23 protein-coding genes and 1 pseudogene are annotated in these 25454 nt (G+C 62.1%); 13 read left to right on the top strand and 11 right to left on the bottom strand.

Annotated features, from left to right (window positions below):
- The first annotated feature begins 26 nt into the window (after nt 1–26).
- Entirely contained in the window at nt 27–485 is a 459-nt protein-coding gene (locus AB4O22_RS12080) for a metallophosphoesterase family protein (RefSeq protein ID WP_003201516.1), read from the top strand.
- 9 nt (nt 486–494) lie between these two features.
- Here AB4O22_RS12080 and AB4O22_RS12075 read toward each other — a convergent pair whose 3' ends face one another.
- Genes AB4O22_RS12075 through AB4O22_RS12065 form a run of 3 tightly spaced genes read right to left on the bottom strand, consistent with a single transcriptional unit; the run spans nt 495 to nt 3551 of the window.
- Nucleotides 495–1397, bottom strand: a complete 903-nt coding sequence (locus AB4O22_RS12075; RefSeq protein ID WP_003201518.1) for a sugar phosphate isomerase/epimerase family protein — start codon at nt 1395–1397, stop codon at nt 495–497.
- Between the two features lie 42 nt (nt 1398–1439).
- Nucleotides 1440–2609 carry a Gfo/Idh/MocA family protein gene (locus AB4O22_RS12070; RefSeq protein WP_223473017.1) on the bottom strand — a complete coding sequence of 390 codons (1170 nt, stop codon included), beginning with the start codon at nt 2607–2609 and terminating at the stop codon, nt 1440–1442.
- 18 nt (nt 2610–2627) lie between these two features.
- A complete protein-coding gene (locus AB4O22_RS12065) occupies nt 2628–3551 on the bottom strand; it encodes a TIM barrel protein (protein ID WP_223473018.1) in 924 nt (307 codons plus the stop codon).
- Between the two features lie 128 nt (nt 3552–3679).
- Between AB4O22_RS12065 and AB4O22_RS12060 the strand changes: the two genes are divergently transcribed.
- On the top strand, nt 3680–4735 hold the full coding sequence (locus AB4O22_RS12060; RefSeq protein WP_223473019.1) for a LacI family DNA-binding transcriptional regulator: 1056 nt from the start codon (nt 3680–3682) through the stop codon (nt 4733–4735).
- 63 nt (nt 4736–4798) lie between these two features.
- Here AB4O22_RS12060 and AB4O22_RS12055 read toward each other — a convergent pair whose 3' ends face one another.
- Together AB4O22_RS12055 and AB4O22_RS12050 are read right to left on the bottom strand one after the other, a co-directional pair.
- The gene (locus tag AB4O22_RS12055; RefSeq protein ID WP_223471897.1) at nt 4799–5893 is read right to left on the bottom strand and encodes an alkene reductase; all 1095 of its coding nucleotides are present in this window, start codon (nt 5891–5893) and stop codon (nt 4799–4801) included.
- A 51-nt stretch (nt 5894–5944) separates the two neighbouring features.
- Nucleotides 5945–6784: a pirin family protein gene (locus AB4O22_RS12050; RefSeq protein WP_460096373.1), complete on the bottom strand. Its 840-nt coding sequence runs from the start codon at nt 6782–6784 to the stop codon at nt 5945–5947.
- A 121-nt stretch (nt 6785–6905) separates the two neighbouring features.
- Between AB4O22_RS12050 and AB4O22_RS12045 the strand changes: the two genes are divergently transcribed.
- The 6 genes from AB4O22_RS12045 to AB4O22_RS12020 all read left to right on the top strand — a co-directional run bounded on the left by AB4O22_RS12045 (nt 6906) and on the right by AB4O22_RS12020 (nt 12867).
- On the top strand, nt 6906–7820 hold the full coding sequence (locus tag AB4O22_RS12045) for a LysR family transcriptional regulator (protein WP_460096372.1): 915 nt from the start codon (nt 6906–6908) through the stop codon (nt 7818–7820).
- 239 nt (nt 7821–8059) lie between these two features.
- Complete coding sequence (locus tag AB4O22_RS12040) at nt 8060–9385, top strand: flavin-containing monooxygenase (RefSeq protein WP_223471900.1); 1326 nt, start codon at nt 8060–8062, stop codon at nt 9383–9385.
- On the top strand, nt 9385–9795 hold the full coding sequence (locus AB4O22_RS12035; protein WP_003201555.1) for a RidA family protein: 411 nt from the start codon (nt 9385–9387) through the stop codon (nt 9793–9795). The genes AB4O22_RS12040 and AB4O22_RS12035 overlap by 1 nt, the downstream gene beginning before the upstream one ends.
- A 10-nt stretch (nt 9796–9805) precedes the next feature.
- Nucleotides 9806–10480 (top strand): DUF1028 domain-containing protein, encoded by a 675-nt coding sequence (locus AB4O22_RS12030; protein ID WP_223471901.1) that lies wholly within the window; start codon nt 9806–9808, stop codon nt 10478–10480.
- The gene (gene argE, locus AB4O22_RS12025; protein ID WP_460096371.1) at nt 10473–11642 is read left to right on the top strand and encodes an acetylornithine deacetylase; all 1170 of its coding nucleotides are present in this window, start codon (nt 10473–10475) and stop codon (nt 11640–11642) included. Before AB4O22_RS12030 ends, argE begins: the two co-directional genes overlap by 8 nt.
- 244 nt (nt 11643–11886) lie before the next feature.
- Nucleotides 11887–12867, top strand: a complete 981-nt coding sequence (locus AB4O22_RS12020) for an ABC transporter substrate-binding protein (protein WP_411740639.1) — start codon at nt 11887–11889, stop codon at nt 12865–12867.
- Nucleotides 12868–13030: 163 nt separating this feature from the next.
- On the opposite strand, the gene AB4O22_RS12015 is transcribed toward AB4O22_RS12020, so the two are convergent.
- The 5 genes from AB4O22_RS12015 to AB4O22_RS11995 all read right to left on the bottom strand — a co-directional run bounded on the left by AB4O22_RS12015 (nt 13031) and on the right by AB4O22_RS11995 (nt 18164).
- Nucleotides 13031–13942: a LysR substrate-binding domain-containing protein gene (locus tag AB4O22_RS12015; RefSeq protein WP_003201562.1), complete on the bottom strand. Its 912-nt coding sequence runs from the start codon at nt 13940–13942 to the stop codon at nt 13031–13033.
- Nucleotides 13943–14153: 211 nt separating this feature from the next.
- Entirely contained in the window at nt 14154–15356 is a 1203-nt protein-coding gene (locus tag AB4O22_RS12010) for an NAD(P)/FAD-dependent oxidoreductase (protein WP_460096370.1), read from the bottom strand.
- Nucleotides 15357–15592: 236 nt separating this feature from the next.
- On the bottom strand, nt 15593–15967 hold the full coding sequence (locus AB4O22_RS12005) for a response regulator transcription factor (RefSeq protein ID WP_460096369.1): 375 nt from the start codon (nt 15965–15967) through the stop codon (nt 15593–15595).
- 101 nt (nt 15968–16068) lie between these two features.
- Nucleotides 16069–16716, bottom strand: coding sequence for a response regulator transcription factor (locus tag AB4O22_RS12000; protein ID WP_223471906.1), 648 nt, complete (start codon nt 16714–16716; stop codon nt 16069–16071).
- Complete coding sequence (locus tag AB4O22_RS11995) at nt 16713–18164, bottom strand: sensor histidine kinase (RefSeq protein ID WP_411740640.1); 1452 nt, start codon at nt 18162–18164, stop codon at nt 16713–16715. Before AB4O22_RS11995 ends, AB4O22_RS12000 begins: the two co-directional genes overlap by 4 nt.
- A gap of 711 nt (nt 18165–18875) precedes the next feature.
- Between AB4O22_RS11995 and AB4O22_RS11990 the strand changes: the two genes are divergently transcribed.
- A complete protein-coding gene (locus AB4O22_RS11990; RefSeq protein ID WP_317846382.1) occupies nt 18876–19817 on the top strand; it encodes a LysR family transcriptional regulator in 942 nt (313 codons plus the stop codon).
- A 27-nt stretch (nt 19818–19844) separates the two neighbouring features.
- Here AB4O22_RS11990 and AB4O22_RS11985 read toward each other — a convergent pair whose 3' ends face one another.
- Nucleotides 19845–20855 (bottom strand): GlxA family transcriptional regulator, encoded by a 1011-nt coding sequence (locus AB4O22_RS11985; protein WP_460097815.1) that lies wholly within the window; start codon nt 20853–20855, stop codon nt 19845–19847.
- A gap of 207 nt (nt 20856–21062) precedes the next feature.
- On the opposite strand from AB4O22_RS11985, the gene AB4O22_RS11980 reads away from it, so the two are divergent.
- The 4 genes and pseudogenes from AB4O22_RS11980 to AB4O22_RS11965 all read left to right on the top strand — a co-directional run bounded on the left by AB4O22_RS11980 (nt 21063) and on the right by AB4O22_RS11965 (nt 25447).
- Entirely contained in the window at nt 21063–22070 is a 1008-nt protein-coding gene (locus AB4O22_RS11980; RefSeq protein ID WP_460096368.1) for an ABC transporter substrate-binding protein, read from the top strand.
- 111 nt (nt 22071–22181) lie between these two features.
- Nucleotides 22182–23173 (top strand): annotated as a pseudogene (locus tag AB4O22_RS11975) (helix-turn-helix domain-containing protein).
- Between the two features lie 69 nt (nt 23174–23242).
- Nucleotides 23243–24178, top strand: a complete 936-nt coding sequence (locus tag AB4O22_RS11970) for a SphA family protein (RefSeq protein WP_460096366.1) — start codon at nt 23243–23245, stop codon at nt 24176–24178.
- Between the two features lie 12 nt (nt 24179–24190).
- Nucleotides 24191–25447, top strand: a complete 1257-nt coding sequence (locus AB4O22_RS11965) for an MFS transporter (RefSeq protein ID WP_223471912.1) — start codon at nt 24191–24193, stop codon at nt 25445–25447.
- The last annotated feature ends 7 nt before the right edge of the window (nt 25448–25454 follow it).

Here is a 25454-nt window from a genome sequence, read left to right as displayed (position 1 = left end):
GATACACGATTGGGGAGAAAGATTTCATGAAAGTTGGCGTCATTTCCGACACCCACGGTCTGCTCCGCCCGCAAGCGCTGACAGCATTGCAAGGGTGTGAGCGGATCATCCATGCCGGTGACATAGGTGGCCCCGAGATTCTGGATCAATTGGCGTCGATTGCGCCATTGCACGTGGTGCGCGGCAATAACGACCTGGGGGCCGATTGGGCTGGGCCGCTTGCTGACCGCCTGCAATTCGACCTGTGTGGATGGCAGGTGTTGCTGGTTCACGACATCGCCGATGTACAGGACTCGCTGGACCCGGGCGTGAAGTGGGTGATCAGCGGCCATTCCCACAAACCGGGCATCGAATGGCGTGGCGACCGGCTGTACCTGAACCCAGGCAGCGCCGGCCGGCGGCGGTTCACGCTGCCGGTGACGCTGGCGTTGGTCGAGGTGAGCGCTAGTGCGATCGAGCCGCAGCTGGTCCGGTTGTTGGAATAATGAACACGCTTACTTGAAGTATTTGTCGACGTAGGACTGGATTTCCTTGCGCATGAAGCGCCCGGACTCATCCGCCCGTTCTTCCCAGCCGAACACGCAAGCGGTGACGATGCCGTCGAAGCCGGTCTTGGCCAGTTCACTGAAGAACAGGTCCCAGTCGATCTCGCCCTGGTGCATGTCCATGTGCTGGTGGACGGTGACCTTGGCGCCGGGCGGGTTGACGATGTAGCGCAGGCCGGACGAGGCTTTGTGGTTGTAGGTGTCGGCGATGTGGACATGGGCGATCATCGACCCGGCCTCGGCGATCATGGCTTTCATGTCATCGCCGAAATAGAAGGTGTGCGGCGTGCAATAGAGGAACTTGACGTTGTCCGAGCCGAGGGTCTTGAGCATGTCGAGGGCCGGGTGCAGGGTCTCGCACCAGTCCTCCGGGTGAGGCTCGACGTTCAGCGTGACGCCTTCCGCTTCCAGGATCGGCACCAGTTCTTCCATCGAACGCCACCAGGCCGCTTCGCTTGACTCGTGGCTGTGCACGCCACCGCAGCAACTGACTTTATGCCCGCGATCAGGCGACGGCCCACGGCCAAACTCCGAGTTCATGGTGGTGCAACCCATTTCCACGGCGATCTGGATGGCTTCCTTCCAATAGTTCACCGCCGCCCGGCGTTCGTCTTCGTGGGGGCTGGCCCAGCGATACATCGGCAGTAGCGAGGCCAGTTGCAGATCGTGGTCGCGCAGGGCTTTCTTGAATTCGGCGATGCGTTCCTTGTGGGCGCGGGGGCGTACCCACCAGGGCAGGAAATCTTCCCGTGGCGACAGTTCGAGGTATTCGAAACCGAGCTCGGCGGTCTTGCGGCACAAGTCCGGCAGACTCAAGTGGCGGTGCATGTAGGGGTCGAGGGCGATTTTCATTGTTGTTCTCCGTTAAGTAATGCTCATTACCGTGGCGAGGGGTCAATAGGCGACCCAGGTTGAATCCAGGTTGGCTGATTCCACACAGCGTTCGACCCAGCGCACGCCTTCCACGCCGGCAACGATGTCGGGGTAGCGCAGGGCCGCCAGTGCCTCGCTGTCGCCACGGTTCGCCGCATCCATGGCCAGGGCGAAGCGGCGATAGAGATTGGACCAGGCTTCGAACAGCCCTTCGGGGTGGCCGCCACCGATGCGGTCGTCCTGCAGCGCGTCGGCGTGCAGGTAGCCCATGCCGCGTTCCAGGGTCTGCGCCGGCTGGCCCTGGATCTCGAAGCTCAACTGGTTGGGCCGCTCGTCCCACCATTCAAGGCTGGCCCGGGAGCCGATCACGCGGATTTTCTGCCCGTGCATGGAACCGGCATTCACGGCGCTGGACCAGACCATGCCCATGGCGCCGCCTTCGTATTCCATCAAGGTGTAGGCGTTGTCTTCCAACGGGGCGCGGCTCGCGACGAAGCTTTGTCGGCTGCACATCAAGCGTTTGATCTTGAGATCGGGCAGCATCACCTTGGACAAATACAACGGGTGCGTGCCGACATCCCCCAGCACGTAGCTGGGCCCGGCCTGGCGCGGGTCGACGCGCCACTGGGTGGCCTGGTTCTGCGCCTCCACCGGTGCGCTGTGAAAACCATGGGCAAACTGCATGTGCACCATGCGGATCTCGCCCAGTGCCTGCGCCGCGATCATCGCGCGGGCCTGTTCGATCAACTGGTGCCCGGCATAGCCGTAGGTCAAGCCAACGATGCGTCCCTTGGCTTGCGCCAGGGTGCGCAGCGCCTCGGCCTGCTCGAGGGTAAAGCACAGCGGTTTCTCGCAGACCACATGCAGCCCGGCTTCCAGGGCGGCCCGGGTGATGGCGTAGTGGGTGCCATTGGGCGTGGCGATCGACACCGCTTCAATCCCATCGGGACGTTGTGCTTCCAGCTCGAACAGGCTGAGGTAGTCCGAATAGCAGCGCTGGGGCTCGATACCCAGTTGCTCACCAAAGGCTTGGCCGCGTGCAGGGTCGATATCCAGCGCCGCGGCGACCAACTCGAAATTCCGGTCGCGCAGGGCGGCCGAGCGGTGGATGTAGCCGATCTGGCTGTGCTCGCCGCCACCGACCATGGCCCAACGGATGGGCCGCGTGATTGTTTTGCTGCCGTTGATCATGACGTTGTCCTTGTGTGATCAGAAACCGATGCGGGCCAGGTAGGCGCGGCTGGCGGCCACGTCGTCGAGGCTACTCCCGGCGTTGCGCGGGTCACGCTCCTGTTCGACGGTGATGCAGCCCACATAACCCAGTTCATGCACCAGGCTGTGCAGCGCCGGGTAATCGATGACGCCGCGCCCGATGGGGCACATCACGCCCCGGGCGCAGGCGGCGAAGAAGCGAATGTGTTCGTTCAGCACCTGGTCGAACACCACCGGGTCGATGTCCTTGAAGTGCAGGTAGTCCAGGCGATGGGCGTAGGTGCGCAGCGACGCGACCGGGTCCATGCCCGCGTAATAGAGATGCCCGGTGTCCAGGCACAGCCCGGCGACCTCATCGGGAATGTCGTCCACCAGGCGCGCCAACTCGTCGGCGAACTCGATGTAGCCACCGGCGTGGGGATGGATGACGGCGCGGATGCCGTATTGATGCCAGGCGATGTCGGCGATGGCGCGGATGTGCGCCATCATTGTGTTCCAGCGTGCATCGTCCAGGCGCGGGGCGCGGTCCGAGTGACCGGCTGCGTAGTCGCGTGCCTCGTGGCCCCAGTCGATGATCACCAGGTAGGGCCCGGCGAAGCGTTGGCCGAGCTGTTTTTCCATGGGGGGCAACTGCTTGAGCAGCGTGCAGATGTCGTGGGCCTGGCGCAGCAGTTCAGGCAGGTTGGCGGGGTTGACCAAGTCGTCGAAAATCGTCCCGGCAACCACGTGCAGGCCATGTTCGGACAAGGCCGGGCCTACGCCTTCGGCGTCCAGGGGCAAGTAACCATAGGGCCCCAGTTCAATGCCGCGATAACCGGCCTCGGCCGCTTCGCCAAGTACCCGGCGCCACGGTGGCAGGAACGGGTTCTTGACGTCGTCGACGCCCCAACAGCAGGGCGCTGTACAGATGTGAATGGCCATGGAAGCACTCCGGCTGTGTTTATTGTTATGGGCTGGACCTGATGCTATTGCGTTGCCGGGGAGGGGGCCATGGGGGGTTGGCTTAATCTGTCAAAACCCCTCATGATGCCTGGCGGAGGTGTCAAAACATGTCAGAAAAGCCACGCCGAATGCTTCGCCCCACCATGGCTGATGTCGCCCGGGAAGCCGGGGTCAGCCTGTCGACCGTCGACCGGGTGCTGAACCTGCGCGCCGACGTGCGCGCCGACACGGCCCAACGCATTGCCGCGGCGGCCGCGCGGTTGGGGTTCCATGCCAAGGGCGTTATCGAACAGCGGGTGCTCAACGACCGCCCGACCTTGCGGCTTGGCTTCCTGTTGCAGAAAAGTGGTGTGCCTTTTTACCAAGGGCTTGCCCACGCGTTGTCGAACGCTGCCGCGACCTGCACGCGAGCACGGATCCGCGTGGTCATCGGCTATTTGGACGACCTCGACCCGGTCATCGTGGCGCAACGCATCCTGGCCCTGCGCGATCAAGTGGACGGGCTGGGCGTGGTGGCGGTGGATCATCCCCGGGTCCGGGAGGCGGTTGCGCAATTGCGCGAGACAGGTGTTTCGGTGGTGGCGCTGCTGTCGGAGCTGTCCACCGCCAGCGGCACGGGGTATGTCGGGTTGGACAATCGACTTACGGGCCGCACGGCGGGCTGGTTCATCAGCCGTCTGGCGAGTCGACCCGGGGCGGCAGCCGTCATGCTCAGCAGCCAGCGTTTCCAGTGCCAGGAATTGTGTGAGCTGAGCTTTCGCAGTTATCTGGCCGAGCACTCCAGCGAATGGGAGCTGCTCGCGTCGCGCCTGACGCTGGAGGACGATGAGTTCGCGTACGGCAACACGCTGGACTTACTCACCGCAGAGCCTGACCTGGTGGGGCTTTATGTGGCCGGTGGTGGCATCGCCGGCGTGTTACGGGCCTTGCGCAGCCTCCAGGAACAGCAGATTCGCTTACCCGTAGTGGTGTGCCACGACCTGACGCCGTTGACACGCGAAGCGTTGAAGACGGGGCTGGTCCAGGCGGTACTTTCTCATCCCGTCGTGACCATGGCCGAACAGGCAGTCGAAGCCCTGGTGGAAGCGGCGACTGCTACGCCGCCCGGACCGGCACCGAAGCGGGTGGTGCCGCTTCAGATCGATGTGCCGGAAAGCACCTGACTGTTTGATTGCAGTCTGAGCCATCGCTATCGCGAGCAAGCTCGCTCCCACAGGTCTTGAACATTAAGCTTCTTGGCCGGCTTGAGCCCCGGCCAAGGTCGGATAGTCCGTATAACCACGCTCGTCACCCTGGTAGAACGTCGACGCATCAGGGGTGTTCAGCGCCTGGCCTCGTTTGAAACGTTCCACCAGGTCCGGGTTTGCCAAAAACGGCGTGCCGAATGCCACCAGGTCAGCTTCTCCACGGCTGATGGCAGTGGCGGCGCGTTCGGCGCTGTAGCCGCCATTGGCAATGTACGTCCCGCCGAAGCGACGCTTGAGTTCCAGGAAGTCGAACGGGCCTTCGCCCAATTCCACGATGTGCAGGTAAGCCAGGCCGTAGCGGCTGAGCATTCTGGCCGTATAGTCGAAAGTCGCCTGCGGGTTGCTGTCGCTCATCGAGAAGTAGCTGAAGATCGGCGACAGGCGAACGCCGACACGGCTGGCGCCGAAGACTTCGATCACCGACTCGACCACTTCCTTGAGGAAGCGCGCGCGGTTCTCGATCGAGCCGCCGTAGGCATCGGTACGTTGGTTGGTGCCGTCACGCAGGAACTGGTCGATCAAGTAGCCGTTGGCGCCATGAATCTCCACACCGTCAAAGCCGGCCAGCTTCGCGTTGGCCGCGGCCTGGCGGAAGTCGGCGACCACGCCGGGGATTTCATCGAGCGCCAGGGCCCGTGGCAGTTCATAGGGCTTGAGCCCTTCGGGGGTATAGATCTCGCCATCGGCCTTGATTGCCGAAGGGGCTACGGGTTGGGCGCCGTTGACCTGCACCAATGGATGGGAAAGACGGCCCACGTGCCAGAGCTGCAAGAAGATCTGCCCGCCCTCGGCATGGACCGCGTCGGTCACCTGTTTCCAGCCGGTGATCTGCTCAGGAGTAAAGATCCCTGGCGTTCGCAGGTAACCCTTGCCCTGGGCCGACACCTGGGAGCCTTCGCTGATGATCAGGCCGGCGCTGGCCCGTTGGCTGTAGTACTCGGCCATCAGGGGCGTGGCTGCATCGCCAGCGCCCGCGCGGCTGCGGGTCATCGGTGCCATGATCATGCGGTTGTTCAGGGACAGTTTGCCAACTTGAGTGCGGGACAACAGAAGATCGAGACCGATGTCAGTCATGATTCACCTCTAAGGGATCGGGTAGGAATTAGGGATTGATTCGAGGGTCGGTCAGGCCAACCGACCCTCTTGTTGCAAAAGGGCGCCGATGCGCTGGATTTCTTTCTCGCCTTTTTCCAGGGCGGCCTCGCTGGTGTGCACCGAGTAGTAGCCCATCACCAGGTCGTGGGGATGCTTGACCGCCGAACCGAGTACGAAGGAGGTCGCGCCTCGGGCAACGATGTCGATGGCCTCTCCGGACGCTTCGAATACCACCATTTCTCCAGCATTGACGTGGCCGCCAGCATCGAGACTGCCGTCGTTGACCGCCAGCCAGGCGACGGTGTGCCCGGCCGGTGGCGTGTAGCGCCAGTGCTCGTTGTCCTGCAACTGCACGGCGAGGTAATTCATGCCCGCTGGCGCCGCGACGCTGCTGCGGGCCGCGCCGTATTGGCCGAGCAATACCAGCGCCGGACCTTCACGGGGGATCTCGGAGGGGGCCAGGTAGACGCTGCTGGCCGGGGCATTTTCTTCCGCCGCCGGCAGCGCAACCCAGAGCTGGAAGCCTTGGATCGGCGAACCTGCGACCGGCCGGGCGGTGTGCCACACGCCGTTACCGGCTTGCATCCACTCCATGCCGCCGCTGGGCAGCGTGCCTGACTGGCCCGTGGTGTCTTCGTAGATCACTTGTCCCTCGATCATGTAGGTCAGCGTGGCGATCCCGGAATGAGGGTGCATGCCGAAACCTCTTTGCATGGCATCGGCGTTGAAGGCGAAGTGATCGAGAAACACGAATGGCTTGCAGAGCTGGCCCAGGTCGCCGGGGCTCATGAGCCGGGTGATCGGCCCATGGCTGCTACCGGAGGTGCGGTGGACGATGGCGCGCGGCGGTGCTGCGACGATGCTGTTCATGGGTTGCCTCCAAGTCTTGGGCGTTGGGCCTCGATGCGAGAAGGATAAGTGCCTGCCAATGGATTGATTAGCCGATACAATCGGATTGAACTCATCCATGAAACGAAGGAATGTGTGCGCCATGCTCGATCTCAACGATGTTGCGCTGTTCGTCCAGGTGGTCCGCAGCGGCAGCTTCGCCGAAGCCGCCAGGCGCTTGGGCATGCCTTCCAATACCGTCAGCCGACGGGTCCAGCAGTTGGAGGCGCAACTGGAATCGCGACTTCTGCAGCGCTCGACCCGCAAACTCACGCTGACCCATGCGGGCCAGGGATTTTATGAACGCTGCGTGGATGCGGTGGACGGCCTGATGGATGCCGGACAGGAACTGATGATGGGCAGCGAGGAGCCCAGCGGCCTGGTGCGCATCGCGGCGATGGCGGATTTTTTCGATTTCTTCCCGATGGAATGGGTGGCCGACTTTTTAGCCGCACATCCGCGAGTGCAACTTGATTTCGTGCTCAGCGATGCCCGGGTCGATCTGATTGCCGACCGCATCGACGTTGCCTTTCGCGGCGGTCCCTTGCAGGACTCGGGGTATGTCGGTCGTCAACTGCTCAAGAACGACGGCGACGGCATGGTTGCCAGTCCCGCGTACATTGCCGCGCGCGGCACGCCGCTTTCGTTGCAGGACCTGGCTCACCACGACGGCGTGAGTTTCGGCCATCCCGGCGGCATGGCCCATTGGCGATTCGTTGGCCCGGACGGCATCGAGGAACAGGTGCAGATCGCCAGCCGATTCCACGCCAACACCGCCCAGGCGTTGCGCAGGGCGACCGTCGCCGGCCTGGGCATCGCCGTGTTGCCGGGGGCGCTGAGCAGCCTCGACCTGGAAGCTGGAAGTCTGGTGCGTGTGCTGCCGCAATACCGGCGCATCGGCTTCGGCCTGAATGTGCTCTATCCGAGCCGGCGGCAGTTGCCGCTGGCGGTTTCGGCGTTCATCGGGTTGGTGATGGAGAAACTGGAACTCAAGGCGTTTCCGGCGCGGATGCAGTGAACTAGTTAACGCGATCGATCGTTCTCACGCAGAACCAATGTGGGAATGATCATCACGCAATAGCCCATTTTTTTCCTTTCCAGCAACGATAAAAACCCTCGTTTCGCAAATCTCCCTCCGCCAACACAATCGCCTCGACATCTGATCTCGATAGCTGCAAGCGCAGAACAACAAAAAATCAGAACCCGAGGCGGCGCTATGCCGGCCTGAACCAAACCTACTGCCGGAAGTGCACAGACATGCCCGTTGAAACCCTACGCATCGATACGCTTGTTATAGGCGCCGGCCAGGCCGGCATAGCCATGAGTGAGCACTTGAGCCGGCAAGGCGTGCCGCATCTGGTGGTGGAGCGAAGCCGCATTGCCGAAGCCTGGCGCACATCACGCTGGGATTCGCTGGTGGCCAACGGGCCGGCCTGGCATGACCGCTTTCCAGGGTTGGAATTCGACGGGCTCGGTCCAGATGACTTCGCGACAAAGGACCAGGTGGCCGATTATTTCGAAACCTATGCCAGCAAGTTCAACGCGCCGATCCGTACCGGCGTGGACGTCAGGAAAGTCGAGCGCAATGTCGGTCGCCCAGGCTTCACCATTGAAACCTCCGAAGGCTTGATCGAGGCGATCCATGTCGTCGTCGCCACCGGGCCCTTCCAGCAGCCGGTGATTCCACCAATTGCGCCGGATATGCCGACGGTTACCCAGTTGCACTCGGCCCAGTACCGCAATCCTCGGCAATTGCCCGAGGGGGCGGTGTTGGTGGTGGGTGCCGGGTCGTCGGGGGTGCAGATCGCCGATGAGCTGCAGCGCGCAGGCAAGCAGGTCTATCTCTCGGTGGGTGCCCACGATCGTCCGCCGCGGGCCTATCGCAACCGCGATTTCTGCTGGTGGCTAGGTGTGTTGGGCGAGTGGGATGCGGAAGCGGTCAAGCCCGGCAAGGAACACGTCACCATTGCGGTGAGCGGCGCCCGTGGCGGTCATACCGTGGATTTTCGCCGGCTGGCCCACGAGGGCATCACCCTGGTGGGGCTGACGAAATCGTTCAACGGCAGCGTGGTGAGCTTTGAGCCGAATCTTGCCGAAAACATCGCCCGTGGCGACGAGAACTATCTGGCGCTGCTGGATGCCGCTGACGCCTACATTGCCCGCAATGGCCTGGACCTGCCGCTCGAACCTCAAGCCCGCGACCAACTGCCCGACCCGCAATGCCTGACCCAGCCGATCCTGGAGCTGGACCTGGTCGCCGCCGGGGTGACCAGCGTCATCTGGGCCACCGGCTATTCGGTGGATTACAGCTGGCTGAAAGTCGACGCCCTCGGCGCCAACGGCAAGCCTCGGCATCAGCGCGGCGTTTCCAGCGAACCGGGCCTGTATTTCGTCGGCTTGCCCTGGTTGTCGCGACGAGGCTCGGCGTTCATCTGGGGCGTCTGGCATGACGCCCGGCACATTGCCGATCACATCGTGAAGCAACGCATTTACCTCGCCTATCAAGATGCTGCCCAGCGCCAGGCCCCCGCGCGCGACAGCGATTCGTATCGTTCGAAAACCAGTCTCACGGGAGTCCGTTGATGCCTACTCATACACGTATTCGCATGTTCAACACCAAGGACACCTACCCGAACCAGACGCTGGACAACGACCTGTGCCAGGCCGTGCGCGCCGGCAACACCGTCTATGTGCGCGGCCAGGTTGGCACTGATTTCAACGGTCAACTGGTGGGCCTGGGCGATCCTCGCGCTCAGGCCGAGCAGGCCATGCGCAACGTCAAGCAACTGTTGGAAGAGGCCGGCAGCGACCTGAGCCACATAGTCAAGACCACCACTTACCTGATCGACCCGCGTTACCGCGAGCCGGTGTACCAAGAGGTCGGCAAGTGGCTCAAGGGCGTGTTTCCGATCTCCACCGGGTTGGTGGTCAGTGCCTTGGGCCAGCCGCAGTGGCTGATGGAAATCGACGTGATCGCGGTGATCCCTGAATAAGGAGCGGAGCATGACTTTTTCCATCGTTGGACGCTGTGTCGAAACCGGCCAGCTGGGCATCGCCATCAGTTCCTCGAGCATTGCCGTCGGCGCCCGTTGCCCCTGGTTGCGCGCGGGCGTCGGCGCGGTGTCGAGCCAGAACATTACCCTGCCGGCCCTGGGGCCGCAGATTCTTGACGAACTGGCCGGCGGCCTGGTGGCCCAAGCGGCGCTGGAGCGGACGCTGGCACGCAATGGCTACAGCCAGTATCGCCAGGTGGCGGTGATCGATGCCGAGGGGCGCACGGCGATTTTCAGTGGCGAGCATACCTTGGGCACCCGCAACGCCGTGGCCGGTGAGCAATGCGTGGCGGCTGGGAATCTGTTGGCCAACGGTGCGGTGATCGAGGCCATGGTCGCGGCCTTCGAGCATAGCGCCGGCTGTCTTGCAGCACGTTTGGTGAGCGCGTTGCAGGCCGGGCAGGCGGCAGGCGGGGAGGCCGGGGCGGTGCATTCGGCGGCGCTGTCGGTGGTCGATGACCTGACCTGGCCCATCGTCGATCTGCGGGTGGACTGGGTTGAGGAAAACCCCATCGGCGAACTGGAAAAGCTTTGGCTCGCCTATCAGCCGCAATTGCAGGCTTACCTGACCCGCGCGCTCAACCCGACGCTGGCGCCCAGTTATGGAGTGCCGGGTGATGAGTGAGCTGCGCAGCCGCGCCCTGCTTGCCGAGCTGGTGGGCTTTGCCACGGTCAGTCGCGAGTCGAACCTGGCCTTGGTCGAGTTCGTGCGCGATTACTTGCAAGGGCTGGGCGTGGATAGCGAGCTGATCTACAACGCCGAGCGAACCAAGGCCAACTTGCTGGCGAGCATTGGCCCAGCGGTACCCGGTGGCGTGGTGTTGTCCGGGCATACCGACGTGGTGCCGGTGGATGGGCAGGCCTGGACGGTCGATCCGTTCTGCCTGACCGAGCGGGACGGCAAATGGTTCGGGCGTGGTACGGCGGACATGAAGGGGTATCTGGCATCGGTGCTGGCAGCGGTGCCGATGTTCCTCGCCAGCGCGCTTCGTCGACCGCTGCACCTGGCGTTTTCCTATGACGAAGAGGTGGGTTGCCTGGGCGTTCACAGCCTGTTGGACGCGTTGGTTCGGCGAATTCCCCAACCAGCGCTGTGCCTGATTGGCGAACCCACCCGACTGCAACCGGTGCTGGGGCACAAAGGCAAGTTGGCGATGCGTTGTCATGTCCGAGGGGCGGCCTGTCATTCGGCCTATGCACCTTACGGGGTCAACGCCATCGAGCAGGCGGCGCGCCTGATGGGGCGCTTGGGCGAGATCGGTGCACAGCTGGCCGAACCATCGCGGCATGACCCGCGCTTCGATCCACCGTTTTCCACGGTGCAGGTCGGGGTGATCCACGGCGGCACGGCGCTGAACATTGTCCCGGCCGATTGCCGTTTCGATTTCGAAGTGCGCGCCTTGCCGGATTTCAATCCCCAGGTGGTGGCCGAGCAATTGCAGGACTTGGCCGAACAGGAACTGCTGCCGGCGATGCAGGCGGTGGCGGGCGATACGGCGATTGGTTTTGAACCACTGTCCGCCTACCCGGGCCTGGCGACCGCGCCTGACAGCGCTGCTGCACAACTGGTTGCGCGGCTGTGCGGCAGCGACGCTTTCAGCACCGTTGCCTTCGGCACCGAAGGCGGCCTGTTTCACCAGGCTGGCGTGCCAACGGTGGTCTGTGGCCCCGGCAGCATGGAGCAGGGGCACAAGCCCGACGAATACGTGAGCGTTGAACAAATGGCCGCCTGCGATCGCTTGATGGATCGGTTGGCGAGCTATCTCGCTGAACCCAATGGTCCGTGACCACGAGGCGGCCAAAGTGAACGATTTCAACCTCAGGAAAATCCTGGCGGCCAGTTGTGCCGACCTCAACGAATGGGCCGACAAGAGCCTTATTGCTGTAGACCACTCCGCCCGCGCTTACGGCCACCCTTGAGTCCCGTCGCCGGCTCGTGCGGGCGAGCCGGCATTTTCGAGGAACCGCTCCATGTCCAGATCCTTGCGTTGCAATATTGCGTGTGCGTTGGCGTTGTTGAGTTCCAGCGTCATGGCCGCGCCCCAGAGCTTGACCGTGATTTCCTTTGGCGGCGCCACCAAGCAGGCCCAGGACAAGGCCTACTTCCAACCCTTCAACGCCAGCGGTGCAGGAAGCATCGTGGCCGGCGAATACAACGGTGAGCTGTCGAAGATCAAAGCCATGGTCACGGCCGGTCACACCAGTTGGGACGTGGTCGAAGTGGAAAGCCCCGAGTTGCTGCGAGGCTGTGAGGAAGGCTTGTTCGAGAAGCTTGACCTGGCCGGCCTTGGCGACCCGGCCAACTATGTGCCCGGCGCACTCAATGAGTGTGGTGTCGCCACCTACGTCTGGTCGATGGTCCTGGCCTATGACCAGAGCAAGCTCGCCAAGGCGCCCAGCTCCTGGGCGGATTTCTGGAACGTTGCCCAGTACCCGGGCAAGCGCGGGCTGCGCAAAGGGGCCAAGTACACCTTGGAGATCGCCTTGCTGGCCGATGGAGTCAAGTCGCAGGACTTGTACAAGGTGTTGGACACACCGGAGGGCGTGTCCCGGGCTTTCGCCAAACTGGATCAGATCAAGCCGAATATCCAGTGGTGGGAAGCCGGCGCCCAGCCGGCGCAATGGCTGGTGGCGGGGGACGTTGCGATGAGTGCCGCCTATAACGGGCGCATCGCGTCGGCGCAAAAGGAAGGCATGAAGCTGAGCATTGTCTGGCCGCAGAGCCTGTACGACCCGGAGTACTGGGCCGTGGTCAAGGGCACGCCGAACAAGGCCCTGGCCGAGCAGTTCATTGCCTTTGCCAGCCAGCCACAGACCCAGAAGGTGTTTTCGGAAAACATCCCTTATGGGCCGGTGCACCGCAAGACACTCGCCTTGTTGCCGACGGCGGTACAGGAGCAGTTGCCAACCGCCGAAGCCAACCTGGCTGAAGCGCAAGCCGTGGATGCGGAGTTCTGGGTCGACCATGGCGAGGAACTGGAGCAACGTTTCAACGCCTGGGCGGCTCGCTAGGCACCGAACCGCCTCCTCACCATGGATCGATCGTTCCCACGCTCCTGCGTGGGAACGTCGCCAGGGACGCTCCGCGTTCCGCTTCTGGAGGGTGACGCAGAGCGTCACGGGATGCATTCCCACGCAGAACATGGGGACGATCAACGCTTCCTCGCCACAGGGTTCAGGCCAGCCATTGCCTGAACTGTTCCTTGCAGTAATCCACGAACAACTGGGCCGGTTTGGTCAGGTGGGTGCGTTTGAGCCAACCCGCCACCAAGGCCGAACCGGTCACGTCCTCGGCGATGTCGACGCACACCAGGTGTTGCCCATCGTAGGTGCAGGTGGAGTGCGGGCGGGTCACCAGCACGGCAAAACCGAAAGACTGGCCGACCATGCCACGGACCATCTCGATGGACGGCGAGCTGAAGACAATGTTGGGCGTCAGGCCCAGCTCCTCGAAGATGCTCACGAAATAGGTCCGGCTGGGCTGTACGTCCAGCAGGATCATCGGTTCCAGCGCCAGGTCACGCAGCGAGACCTGGGCCTGATCGGCGAAGCGATGCCCAGCCGGCAATAACGCATAGGGCCGTTGCGGTGCCGTCAACGCCTCGGTCTCGATGGTGCTGTCGAGGTCGTGCTCATAGAAAATCGCCAGGTCGAAACGTCCACCCGTCAAACCTTGCACCAGTTCCTGTTGCTCGCCGTCCTGCACGCGGATCTCCACCCCCGGGAAGCGCTGGCGAAAGCCCGCGATCAGGCGCGGCAGGTAGAGCGGGGCGACGGTTTCGAAGCAGCCGATGTCGATTTGCCCACTGACCACATCGTTATCGGCCAGGGCGTTCTGCTCGAACTCCCGGGCCATGCGCAACAGTTCCTGGGCCTTGCGATAGAAGCGCGCGCCGCCGGGCGTCAACGATACGCCCTGGGCGTGATGACGGATGAGCAATTGCACGCCGAAGCTGTCCTCCAGCCCCTTGATGGCGGTGGCAATCGATGGCTGGGCGATGTACAGCTTGCGGGATGCCTCAGCGACGCTGCCACATTCAACGGTGGTGACAAAGTACTTCAGCTGACGCAAGGAATAGGACGCCACGGCACACCTCGATCCGGATGGTTTCTGCCTACCTTACCTTGTGCTCAGTGGGCCGGGGGTGGGCATTGATACGGATTTTGCTGGGCAGTGACGATATTCAGACTGGCTTGGGGAGAAGCCAGCCCAAAAAACGCCCGCCGAAGAATCATTGGCAGGCGTCTGGGAAAGCCCGGCGCAGAAAGGAGAGACTGGCCGGGGAAGGGCGCAAGGGTCAGGCCACCGGAATCAACGGGTCAGCCGCCGCCAGGGCCGCCGCGCGGTCGGCGGCGGGCGGGTAGATCCACACACTGTTGATCTGGGTCTTGAGATCCTTGGCTTCCTGCCCGACCAGCTTGAGTTGGCGATCCCAACCTTCGGTATACACCGCGCCCCAGGCGCCCAGGTCCAGGCAGGTCACGTACTTGGGTTGGCTGTAGGGCATCGGCGCCACACCCAGCAGGTCGGCCGCGACGTTGTTGCCGGCGTAGCGCCCCAGGGATATGGCGTGCTGGCAAGACATCGCCGCGTAATTGCCCAGTGTGTCGGTGGCGGCGTAGGCCACGTCACCGGTGGCGAATATGTCGTTTTGTCCCAACACTTTCAGATGGCCGTCGACGTGCAGGCGGCCTTGGTGATCGCGGGTGCCTGGCACTTGCTGGGTCAGCGGGTGGGCACGGAAACCCACGGTCCAGATCACGGTATTGGACTCGATACGCTGGCCGTTCGACAGGGTGACACCGCCGGCATCCACCGAGTCGACCGAAGCATTGAGGATCCACTCGATGCCCAGGTGATCGGACGCTTCGATCACGGAGGGGCGAATACCGTCGCCCAACGACGCGCCGATCTGCGGCGCGCGATCCACCACGATGACCCGGATGTTCGCGTCCTCACCCAGGGCGGCCCGCAGGCGGGTCGGCATTTCGGTGGCGGTTTCGATGCCGGTGAAGCCGCCGCCGGCCACCACCACGGTGTTGCGGGCTGGACTGTCCGGCAGGTTTTTGAGGGACTTGATGTGGGCTTCGAGGCGCGTTGCCTGTTCGATCTCATCGACGTCGAAGGCATGTTCGAGCATGCCTTTGAGATCGGGGCGAAACAGTTTGCTGCCCGCCGCCAGGACCAATCGGTCGTAACCCAGGCTGCCCTGGGTACCGAATACGTCCACGTAGCCGACCCGTTTGCCCTCGACGTCGATACTGCTCGCCGAGCCCTGTACGAACTTCACGCCCACTGCATCGAACAGTCCGTCCAGCCGAGCCATCATGGTGTGGACGTCCGGCTCATAGAAACGAGGCCGGATGCGCAATTCCGCCTGGGGCGCCAGGACAGTAATCTGCACGTCATTTCGATCATGCTGGTCCAGCAGGCGGGCCGCGCTCAATGCGCTCCATACTCCGCCGAAGCCAGCACCAATAACCAGAATTTGCTGTTTCATGATTTGCTCCCGAAGACAAAATCGATACGTTGAATGAATTAATCTGTTCAGCGTGACCGTGGCGCGAAGTACTCCAGAAACGCCTGGCTTCAATGTATTCACATCAAGCACATTCAGTTTCGGTTCGCTGTAGGAAATCATATTGATCGGAGCTGTGTTTAACACTTCTACATAAGGTCATCGGGCCCATGCTTGGGTAGGTGTGATCTATACGAAGGTATGAGGGTGCGGCGCAGTCAAGCAGACCGGGCCAGTACCGATTCGATACAGGCGATCAATTCAGCGCAGTCGAAGGGCTTCGGGAAAAACGCCACCGGCTCCGGCGCAGCAGCGCTGGTACGGGGCGGCACGCCGAGGTATCCGGTAATGAAAATGATCGGGATATTAACGCCCAGGGCCGACAGGCGATCGTACATCTGAATACCCGTCATGCCGGGCATTTGTATATCCGATATCAGGCAGGCTGTATTTTCAAGTTCGCAGGAAGATAAAAAATCCAAGGCGCTGGCGTATGATTCAACTGAATATCCGTGGGAACGCAACAAACCATCCAGGGCAATTCTAACTGATTCATCATCATCAATAATTGAAATGATTGCGGTGTTGGACATGTCGATACCTGGGGTGATATCAGGTAGCCATAAAGGCGCCCGTTATCAGTGCAAGATACGCCGTCCAATGGGCCCGCCAAGTATACGTGGGTATGAACTTTCTACTGCTCGCCACGCAATTCCAGTACCTGAGCCATGCGCACCAGCTCGGCGAACGAACGTGCGCACATTTTGCGCATGGCTTGGCCGCGGTGAATCTTGACCGTGATTTCACTCAAGCCTATTTCCCCGGCGATCTGCTTGTTCATCAAGCCCGACGCTGCCAGCGCCATGACCTGCTGCTCCCGGGGCGTCAATGCGGCGTAGCGATCAAGAAGTTGCTGGTGGCTGCGTTTGGACTCGTGCCGCAGCCGGTCCTGCTGATGGGCGGCGGCTACGGCATCGATCAGGTCCTGCTCGCGAAACGGTTTGGCGAGGAAATCCACGGCACCGGCCTTCATTGCCCGCACGGTCATGGCGATGTCACCGTAACCGGTCATGAACACGATTGGCAGGTGAACGTTGGCCGCGGCCAGTTCGCGTTGGCAATCCAGGCCGCTGGCGCCTTGCAGCCGCACATCCAGTATCAGGCAACTGGGCAGGTCGAGCCGGGGATGGTTCATGAACTGCGCGACCGAACCGAACAAGTGGACCTGCAGGCCAATGGAGCGCAGCAGGCTGCCGAGGGATTGGCGCAGCGGTGCGTCGTCGTCGACGATGTAGACGACGGGGGCATGGTCGATGACCGGGTGGGTGTGTGTGGGGGTCATTGGGCGTTCCCTGCCAGGGTGGTGCAAGCGAGCAGCGGCAGCGCGAACCTGAACGAGGTGCCTTGGTCGGTTTCGCTGGTCGCCCAGAGCCTGCCGTCATGGAAGTCGATGATGGACCGGCAGATGGAAAGGCCCATGCCCAGGCCGTTTTCCTTGGTGGTAAAAAACGCATTGAACAAGGACGGCAGGACTTCGGGAGCAATGCCGGTTCCGTGGTCGGTCACCTCCAGCAGCGCTTCGTCATCCTCTGTCCAGGTGCGTATGTGCAGGATTCGTGCGTGTACCTTGACCCCGTCCATGGCGTGACAGGCATTGATGATCAGGTTGATGATCACTTGCTGCAGTTGCACCCGGTCTGCGCTGACCTGGCCGTCCGTCGCTGCCAGGTCCAGCTTTGCCCGGACTTTATGATGCGTCAGTTGTTGCTGGACCAGGTTCAGGGTCTCGCGGACGATGTCGTCCAGCCGTTCGGGTTGGCGCAACGGATCGCACTTGCGCGACAGCGCCCTGATACCGCTGATGACCTCGCTGGCACGACAGCCGTTGGCGACGATCCGGTCGAGGCAATCCAGGGCCTCATCGAGATCAGGTTCCGGACGTTCGAGCCATCTGCGGCAGGCCTCGCCGCTGCTGGTGATGGCCGTCAGTGGCTGGTTGACCTCGTGGGCAATGGACGCGGCCATTTCCCCCAGGGAGGTCAAGCGAGTGACGTGGGCCAGTTGGCTCTGGGCGCGGAACAATGCTTCTTCGGCCAGCTTGCTGGCGGTGACGTCCATGAGTGCGCCGAGGTACTGGAAACGGCCATGCTGGACGAGCAGTGGACTGGCGATCATGTGGATATGCTTGATACGTCCATCAGGCATCAGCAGGCGCAGCTTGACCTCGATCTGTGGTTCGCCGCCGGCGGCCTGCAAGAAAACCCCGCGTGCCAACTCCAGGTCTTCAGGATGGGTACGCTCCAGCATCATCGACACCGTCGGCGTCCTGCTGGGTGGGTATTCGAAGATCCGTGCCGATTCCTCCGACCAGGACATCTCTTTCCGATCACCGCGAAAGCCCACGCTGCCGGTCTGGCTCAGGCGCTGGGCGCCGATCAGGTAAGCCTCGTTATGCCGCAGGCTGTCGGACGCCTGCTTGCTGCGCAAGGCCAGGAACGCGATGGCCGACAATGCGGTCAGGCAGCGGAAGAAACCGGTGGTCGATTCCCAGCGGTGATAGTCGCCGTTGTACAAGAACATTGCGGTGAGCAAGAACATGCTCATCAGCGCGACGGCGATCACCAAGTTGATTGAAAACAAGTTGGCCGCCATCAACAACAAGGTGATGTACAGCAGAGTCGGGGCCAGGTCGGAATGGGTTTCGGAGTTGATGATGACAACCCCGCAGGCCACCACCAGGCCTACCAACCAGCCGAGGGCGTTGACCAACGGGTGGGTACTGATTCCCATCGTCGGTCGCGGCCCGCTCTGGCATGGGGGGTATCGAAGGCTGTCATAGACGTTCTTGAGCATCGCGGAGGGTAGGGGCACGCTGGCAGACCTTTTGTTTTTACGGGGTCTCGCTCTGGGATGTCGGGGAGACAGAGCATCGGTTCGTATCTTAGAAGTGGCCCTTTGTCTGAGGTAGGACATAAAACCCTGAAATCCCGCCAAGTCGCGCCGAGGAGAGGGGCCGCGGCGCAGTCCAGCGGGAGCAAGCTCTCATGGAATAAATTGCAACCATGTGATTTTTAAGGCTGAAAATACATATCGATCGTTCCCACGCTCCTGCGTGGGAATGTCGCCAGGGACGCCCCGCGTTCCGCTTCTGGAGTGTGACGCAGAGCGTCACGGGATGCATTCCCACGCAGAGCGTGGGAACGATCAAAAACAGATATCTCGTGGACGTCGCTCTAGTTCCCTGCGCGACAGCGCAGCGTCGAAGACGTGGCGGGGACTCCCTCGCCACAACCGGCGCTGTTTGCCACAGGGCCTGGGTATATACCTAAGTATCGATGACGCCGCCCAAAGGGTGAGTCGAGTGTCCCCACGTACGACAGACACTGGCCTGCCCCGGGGATTACGCTTTCAACACCTCGTCGCCGCCGTGCCTTGATGAAGGGCCTGGGCGGTGATCTTGTTCACTTCTGACTCAATGGCCTGGCGCCTGAGGCGATGACTATGATGAACAGAAATGACTTGCGTCGTGCTGACATCAATTTGCTTGTGGTCTTCGAAACCATGATGCACGAGCAAAACGTTACCCGCGTCAGCGAAAAGCTGTTTCTCGGCCAGCCAACGATCAGCAGTGCCCTGGCGCGCTTGCGGTTGATGTTCGATGATCCGTTGTTCATCCGTTCGGGACGGCTGATGGAACCGACCTCCCGGGCCCAGGAAATCTTCTCCAATCTGTCACCGGCGCTGGACGGCATCGCTGCCGCCTTGAGCCATTGTCAGGCGTTCGAGCCGGCCACCAGCGAGGCGACCTTCCATATCGGGCTGTGCGATGACGTCGAGTACGCACTGTTGCCGGAGCTGTTGCGCCGCCTGCGGGCCGAGGCACCGGGCACCACATTGGTTGTGCGCCGGACCGATCAATGGCAGTTGTCCCAACTGATGGCCAGCGGTGAGATTTCTCTGGGAATCAGCCCGACCTTGGAGCTGCCGGCCAATGCCCGACGCAAGTTGCTGCGGCCGATTCGACCGATGCTGTTGCGCGCCGATTCGCAGCCCGGTGAACTGACGCTGGACGAGTTCTGCCGTCGGCCCCATGCGATTGTGTCGTCCATGGGCAATGTCATCGATGACTCGGATCGCGCGTTATGCCTGATGGGCCGCCAGCGTCGGGTGGTGTTGACTGTCCCGCAATTCAGCGCCTTGCCCGTGCTGTTGGCCCAGAGCGACATGATAGCCATTGTGCCGGATTACGTTGCCCGGGCGATGGCGGTGACGACCGGCATGAGGGCGCAAGCGGCTCCGATCTGCTTGCCACAGCACGAGCTTTCCATGGTCTGGCGCGGCGCCTCGCACAATGATCCGGGGGAGCGCTGGCTACGTTCGCGTTGCAGCGCGTTCCTGGCCGAGCAGGCCGACCCGCGGGAGAACTCGAGGAGAGTGGCCTGACGGGACCGTACCGTAAGGGGTTCGCGCTCAGCGGGAAAACCGGTTGCGATACTCCCGGGGGGAAATCGAGAGATGGCGCTGGAAGGTGTGACGCATTCGTTCCTCGTCACCGAAGCCGCAGGATCGGGCGATCTGGTCGATGTTGCGCTGGGAGTCTTCCAGCATTCGACGCGCGGCTTCAAGGCGGAACATCTCGACGGCTTTGGCCGGGGTTCGTCCGGTCTGGCGTTTGTAGACCCGGGCAAAATTGCGTGGGCTCATCCTTGCCTGGCGGGCCAGTCGTTCGACGGTGAGATTGTCGTCATCCAGGTGTTCGGTCATCCAGGCGTGCAGTTCGTCGAACCCGGCGCTGTCCTGCATCTGCAACTGCAACAGTTGGCTGAACTGCGCTTGTCCCCCGGGCCGCTTGAGAAACACCACCAGCTCACGGGCCACCTGCAGGGACACCTCGCGCCCACAATCGGCTTCGACCAGAGCCAGGGCCATGTCGATGCCGGCGCTGACACCGGCCGAGGTCCACACTGCGTCCTGCTGGATGAAGATCGCGTCCAGGTCCACTTCAATCGAGGGGAAGCCGCTCTTGAGCATGTCGCACATGGCCCAATGGGTGGCGGCGCGGCGTCCGTCCAGTAAGCCGGCCTGGGCCATGAGGAAGGTGCCGCTGCATACCGATGCGGTGCGCCGGGCCGTGACCGAGGCGTTGCGCAGCCATTGCACCAGGTCGACACAGTCAATCATCGCCTGCCGTATGTCCGGTGCGCCAGGCACGATCAACGTGTCGATGAGCGTCCCGTCGAGCTCGTGCAGGGCACGGGTATCCACGACCAAGCCTTCGGCGGTCTGCATCAACCCGCCTTCCAAGCTTGCGGTGTGCAGGGTGTAGCCGGGCAGGCCGCGTTCAGTCATGGCTTTGGTGGCGGCCCAGAAAACGGTCTGGGCGCCGGTCAGGTCCAGCAGACCCATCTGCGGATAAGCCAGGAATACCAGTGTGCGCGGTTGGGAAATGGACTCGGCAGCGATGCCGACGTCCAGGGTCATCTCGTTCATGATCGCTTTGCGCTGGGTGTTCGTCAGGGGAGGTTTGCAAGATTATCAAGTGATCGTACCCGTGAGTGCGATTTCATGGGTTCGGATGCCGAACATTTAGGTACTATTGATATGCTATTCCGGTATTTAAATTAATATTTTTATAGCTTTAAAGTCGTGATCTCAGTCTTTTCCACTTACTGTGAGGTTCACCAGACCATGGCTTTCAAGCGTTCTGCGCTCACCTTGTTGGTTTCCCTGGCGGCCACTGCGCTGCTCAATTCCTTGGCCCACGCCGAAGGCAAGATCAGCATCGCCCAGCAATTTGGCATTGGCTACCTGATCCTCGACGTGGTGCGTGACCAGCAGTTGATCGAGAAACATGGCAAGGCCCAGGGCCTCGATATCAAGGTGGACTGGAACAGCATTTCCGGCGCAACGGCCATGAACGAGGCCTTGCTGACGGGTGCCCTGGATGTGGTGTCGGCGGGCGTTCCGCCGATGCTGACGATCTGGGATCGGACCCGTGGCAAGCAGAACGTCAAGGCCATCGCCTCGCTGGGGTCGATGCCCAACTATCTGTTGACCAATAACCCGAACGTGAAGAGCCTCAAGGACTTCACCGACAAGGACCGGATCGCCGTCCCGGCGGCGGGTGTCGGGTTCCAGTCGCGCACATTGCAGATCGAAACCGCCAAGGTGTTCGGGAACGATCACTTCAAGAAGTTCGACGATATCTCGGTCAGCCTCCCGCACCCGGATGCGACGGCGGCGCTGGTCGCCGGCCAGTCGGAGATCAATTCGCACTTCTCCAGCCCGCCGTTCCAGTATCAGGCACTGCAAAGCCCCAACGTACACAAGGTGCTCAGCTCCTATGATGTGCTGGGCGGGCCGGCGACGTTCAACGTGCTCTACACCACGGAAAAATTCCACGACGAAAACCCCAAGACCTACAAGGCGTTCTACGACGCCCTGGTGGAGGCGCAAGGCATCATCAAGGCCGACAAGCCGGCCGCTGCCCAGACCTACATCCGCGTAGAACAGTCCAAGTTGCCGCTGCCGCTGGTGGAAAAAATCGTCACTGACCCCGAAATCGACTTCACCGTCGTCCCGCAACGCACCTACATCTATGCCGAGAAGCTGCATGACCTGGGCGTGCTGAAAAACCAGGCCGACAGCTGGAAGGACTATTTCTTTGAAGAGGCCCATGCCGGCGCAGGCAGCTGAACCCTGGTCGATTATCCGTTTTCGGCACAATTTCCCGACCGGCCCACGGGGCGGAATGGAACTTGCCTGAGCTTTGACCCGTAAGCCCTGGAATCATCAAAGGTCGGGTCAATGAACAACTCCAACATGGCGCAGCCAGCGATCTCGTCGGACCTGTTGCCGACGCTGCCGATCAATCGGTTCCGTACCGCAGACATCGATGAGCACGCCCGCAACATGGGCGGCTGGCAGGTTTGCTATGACCAGTTGACCCCCGGGCGCTTCGAAGGCGAGTTGGTCGAGTTCCGTTCGGACTGGATGCAACTGGTGCGCGACCGCTCTAATCAGGCACTGGCCAAGCAAGGCATGGCCTGGGAGGGTGCCATCACCTTCAGCGTGCCACTGAGTGCCGATGGGCCGGTCTTTTGCTCCGGGCACCCGATCATCGAGCCCAGCCTGATGGTCGCCCGTGGCCAGAACCTGCCCGAGCTGCGCACGCCCCAGCATCTCGATCTGCTCAGTGTCGCCATCGAAGAGCAGGCGTTGGAGCATGTGCTGGAACGACAGCGCAGTCGCTTTCGAATTACCGATCTTCCCAAGTGTTACCGTCTGGGCAACTCGACGCTGCCAGCCGAGCTTGCGGCGTTGTTCGATGAACTTGAAGGCGGCAGGCAGGGGCGTGATTCATTGCTGGGTTACGAATCGATTCGCCGTGGCCTGCGTGACACGGTGATGCTGCACATACTGGAACTGGTGGCACCGGATGAGGCACCGCCGCTCCCCCCACGGCACGCAAGCGCATGGTCGACCGCGCCCGGGAGTACGCCTTGACCCATGTTGATGAGCCGCTGTCGATCCTCGACCTGTGCAACCACATCGGTGCCAGCCGACGAAAACTGCAGTATTGCTTCCAGGAGACGTTGGGCATCAATCCCGTGGCCTATTTGCGGGCGTTGCGCCTCAATGCCGTGCGTCGTGAACTGCGCAGCGGCGGCCATGCCCGGGGTGTACAGGAGGTGGCGGCACGCTGGGGCTTCTGGCATTTGAGCCGGTTTTCCAGCGACTATCGGGTGCTGTTCGGCGAGACCCCTTCACAAACCCTGCGTCGCACGCATCTGTGCTGAAAACGGATAACGGCTGACCGGCCGGCTCCCTAGGATGACCCCAACACCACTTGGTTGGAGGGGCATTCGATGTATCAAAAAAATTATAAAACCAACGTCTTGCGCAGTACCTGGTTAAGCCTGGGGTTGATTGCTGTTTGTGGCGCTGCCCATGGCACCGAAAACGGCGCGCCGACCACGGCGGTCGGGGTCTACGATTTCGGTGCGGGCATGATGCCGCCGGCCACGCCCTTTGGCACCGTCGGCCTGCGCACCGCGTTCTATTCGGCCAACGTGCAGAAAGATCGCCACGGCAAGTCCGTGGACAACAATTTATCCCTGGATTTGTTGTCCATCGCCGCCGCCTACATGCGCATGACCGATTACACCGTGCTGGGCGCCAAATATGGCTTCGGCGCTGTCGTGCCGTTTTTCCAGATTGATGCCTCGGTACAGGTGCAGACGCCTGTCGGCCCGCTGGACCTTGCGGCCGATCCGTTTCGCATGGCTGATATCCAGGTGCTGCCGGTGATCCTGCAATGGACCCTTTCGCCGAACCTGTTCGTCAATGCCCAGTTCCAGATCCAGGCCCCCACAGGCGACTACGACAAGAATCGCTTGATCTCGCCGGGCGTCAACCACTGGACCTTCTCGCCGATCCTCAACGCCACCTACATCTCCGACAGCGGTTTCGAGGTGTCTTCCAGTTTCGAAGCCGACATCAACACCCGCAACCACGCCACCGACTACAAGAATGGCGTCGAGTACCGCCACGAATTCGCCGTGGGTCAACACGTTGGCCCGTGGACCGTGGGTGTGGGCGGCTATTACTACCGGCAATTCACCGATGACGATGCGCCGGGCCTGGAAGCGGGCAATCGCGCCCGGGTGTTGGCGGTCGGGCCGGCAGTGAGCTACTTCAAGCCCGGCATACCTCCGGTGTGGCTGCACGTCTACAAGGAGCTCGATGCGCGGAACCGCGCCGAGGGCTACACCGCGGCGCTGCGTATTTCTCAAAGTTTCTAAAAGGGGCTCGCCATGAACCAATCAAATTCCGTTTCAACGGCGGCCACCCCGTCCCGCCAGGCCAGTTGGCGTGAAGGGCTGGTGCTGATGCTGGGCAGCAGCCTGACGATCATGGGGGCGGTGATGGTCACGCCCATCCTGCCCAGGTTGGGCGCCGAATTTGGGCCCATGGAATCGCGCGCCGATCTATTGGTGCCGTTGGCGATTACCGGCCCGGCCTTGGCGATTGCCGTGTGCGCACCGTTGGCTGGCTGGTTGGCCGACCGCGTCGGGCGCAAGGCCTTGCTGGTGATCGCCACGGTGCTCTACGCCTTGCTCGGCGCGTTGCCGGCGTTGCTCGATAGCCTGCCGTCGATTGTCGGTGTGCGGCTGTTGTTCGGTTGCACGGAGGCGGCAGTGATGACCTGCTGCGCCACCTTGATCGCGGACTATTGGCAGGGCGATGAGCGGTTGCGCTACGTCAACCGGCAGGTGGTGACCATCGGCCTGGTGGGGGCGCTGTTTTTCGTGGTGGGCGGGGTGCTCGGCGAGCATTCGTGGCGCACGCCGTTCTTCCTGTATTTGCTGCCATTGCTGCTGGTGCCGGCAATGATGAAAGTGCTGTGGGAACCGCCGGTGGCGAAGCTACAGAGGGTCGAGCAGCGCATCGATGAGCCGGGACCGGCCAAGGTCGCCGTGCTGCAGCTGTTGGTTGGCTACCTGATGATCCTGGGCGGCATGGTCCTGACGTTCATCATGCCGATCCAGGCGCCGATGCTATTGGTCAGCCTGGGTATCACCTCCAGCACGATGATCGGCCTGGCCGCGGGATTGAGCCTGTTGGCGACCTTGGGCGGTTCGCTGATGTGGCCGTTGCTGCGTCGTCGCTTCGGCATCGCTGGTTGCAACGCGCTGTTGCTCGGCCTGATGGGCCTGGGACTGTGGCTGCTGATGCGCGGGCAGAGCTACAACGCCGTGCTGGTGGCGGTGTTCATCCAGGGCCTGGGGGCCGGGCTACTGGTACCCAATGTGATGGCGCCAGTGATGAATGCCTTGACCGCAAGCACCCGTGGCCGCGGTTTGGGCGGGTTTACCTCGTGCCTGTATATCGGCCAGTTCGTCAGTCCGCTGGTGGTGGCCTCGGTGGTTGTCTTCGCCGGTGACCTGCGTCACGCCATCCAGTGGCTGGCCCTGGCCAGTCTCGCCTTGGCGCTGCTCTGGGTCGTTGCCGGCCTGCGAGCACGGGGCCAGGGGCAGGCAAGCACTCTCCGATCACATCAATCGTCATGACATAAGG

It is taken from the genome of Pseudomonas sp. S3_B11 (assembly GCF_054667715.1).
This window is presented reverse-complemented; position numbering and strand designations above follow the sequence as displayed.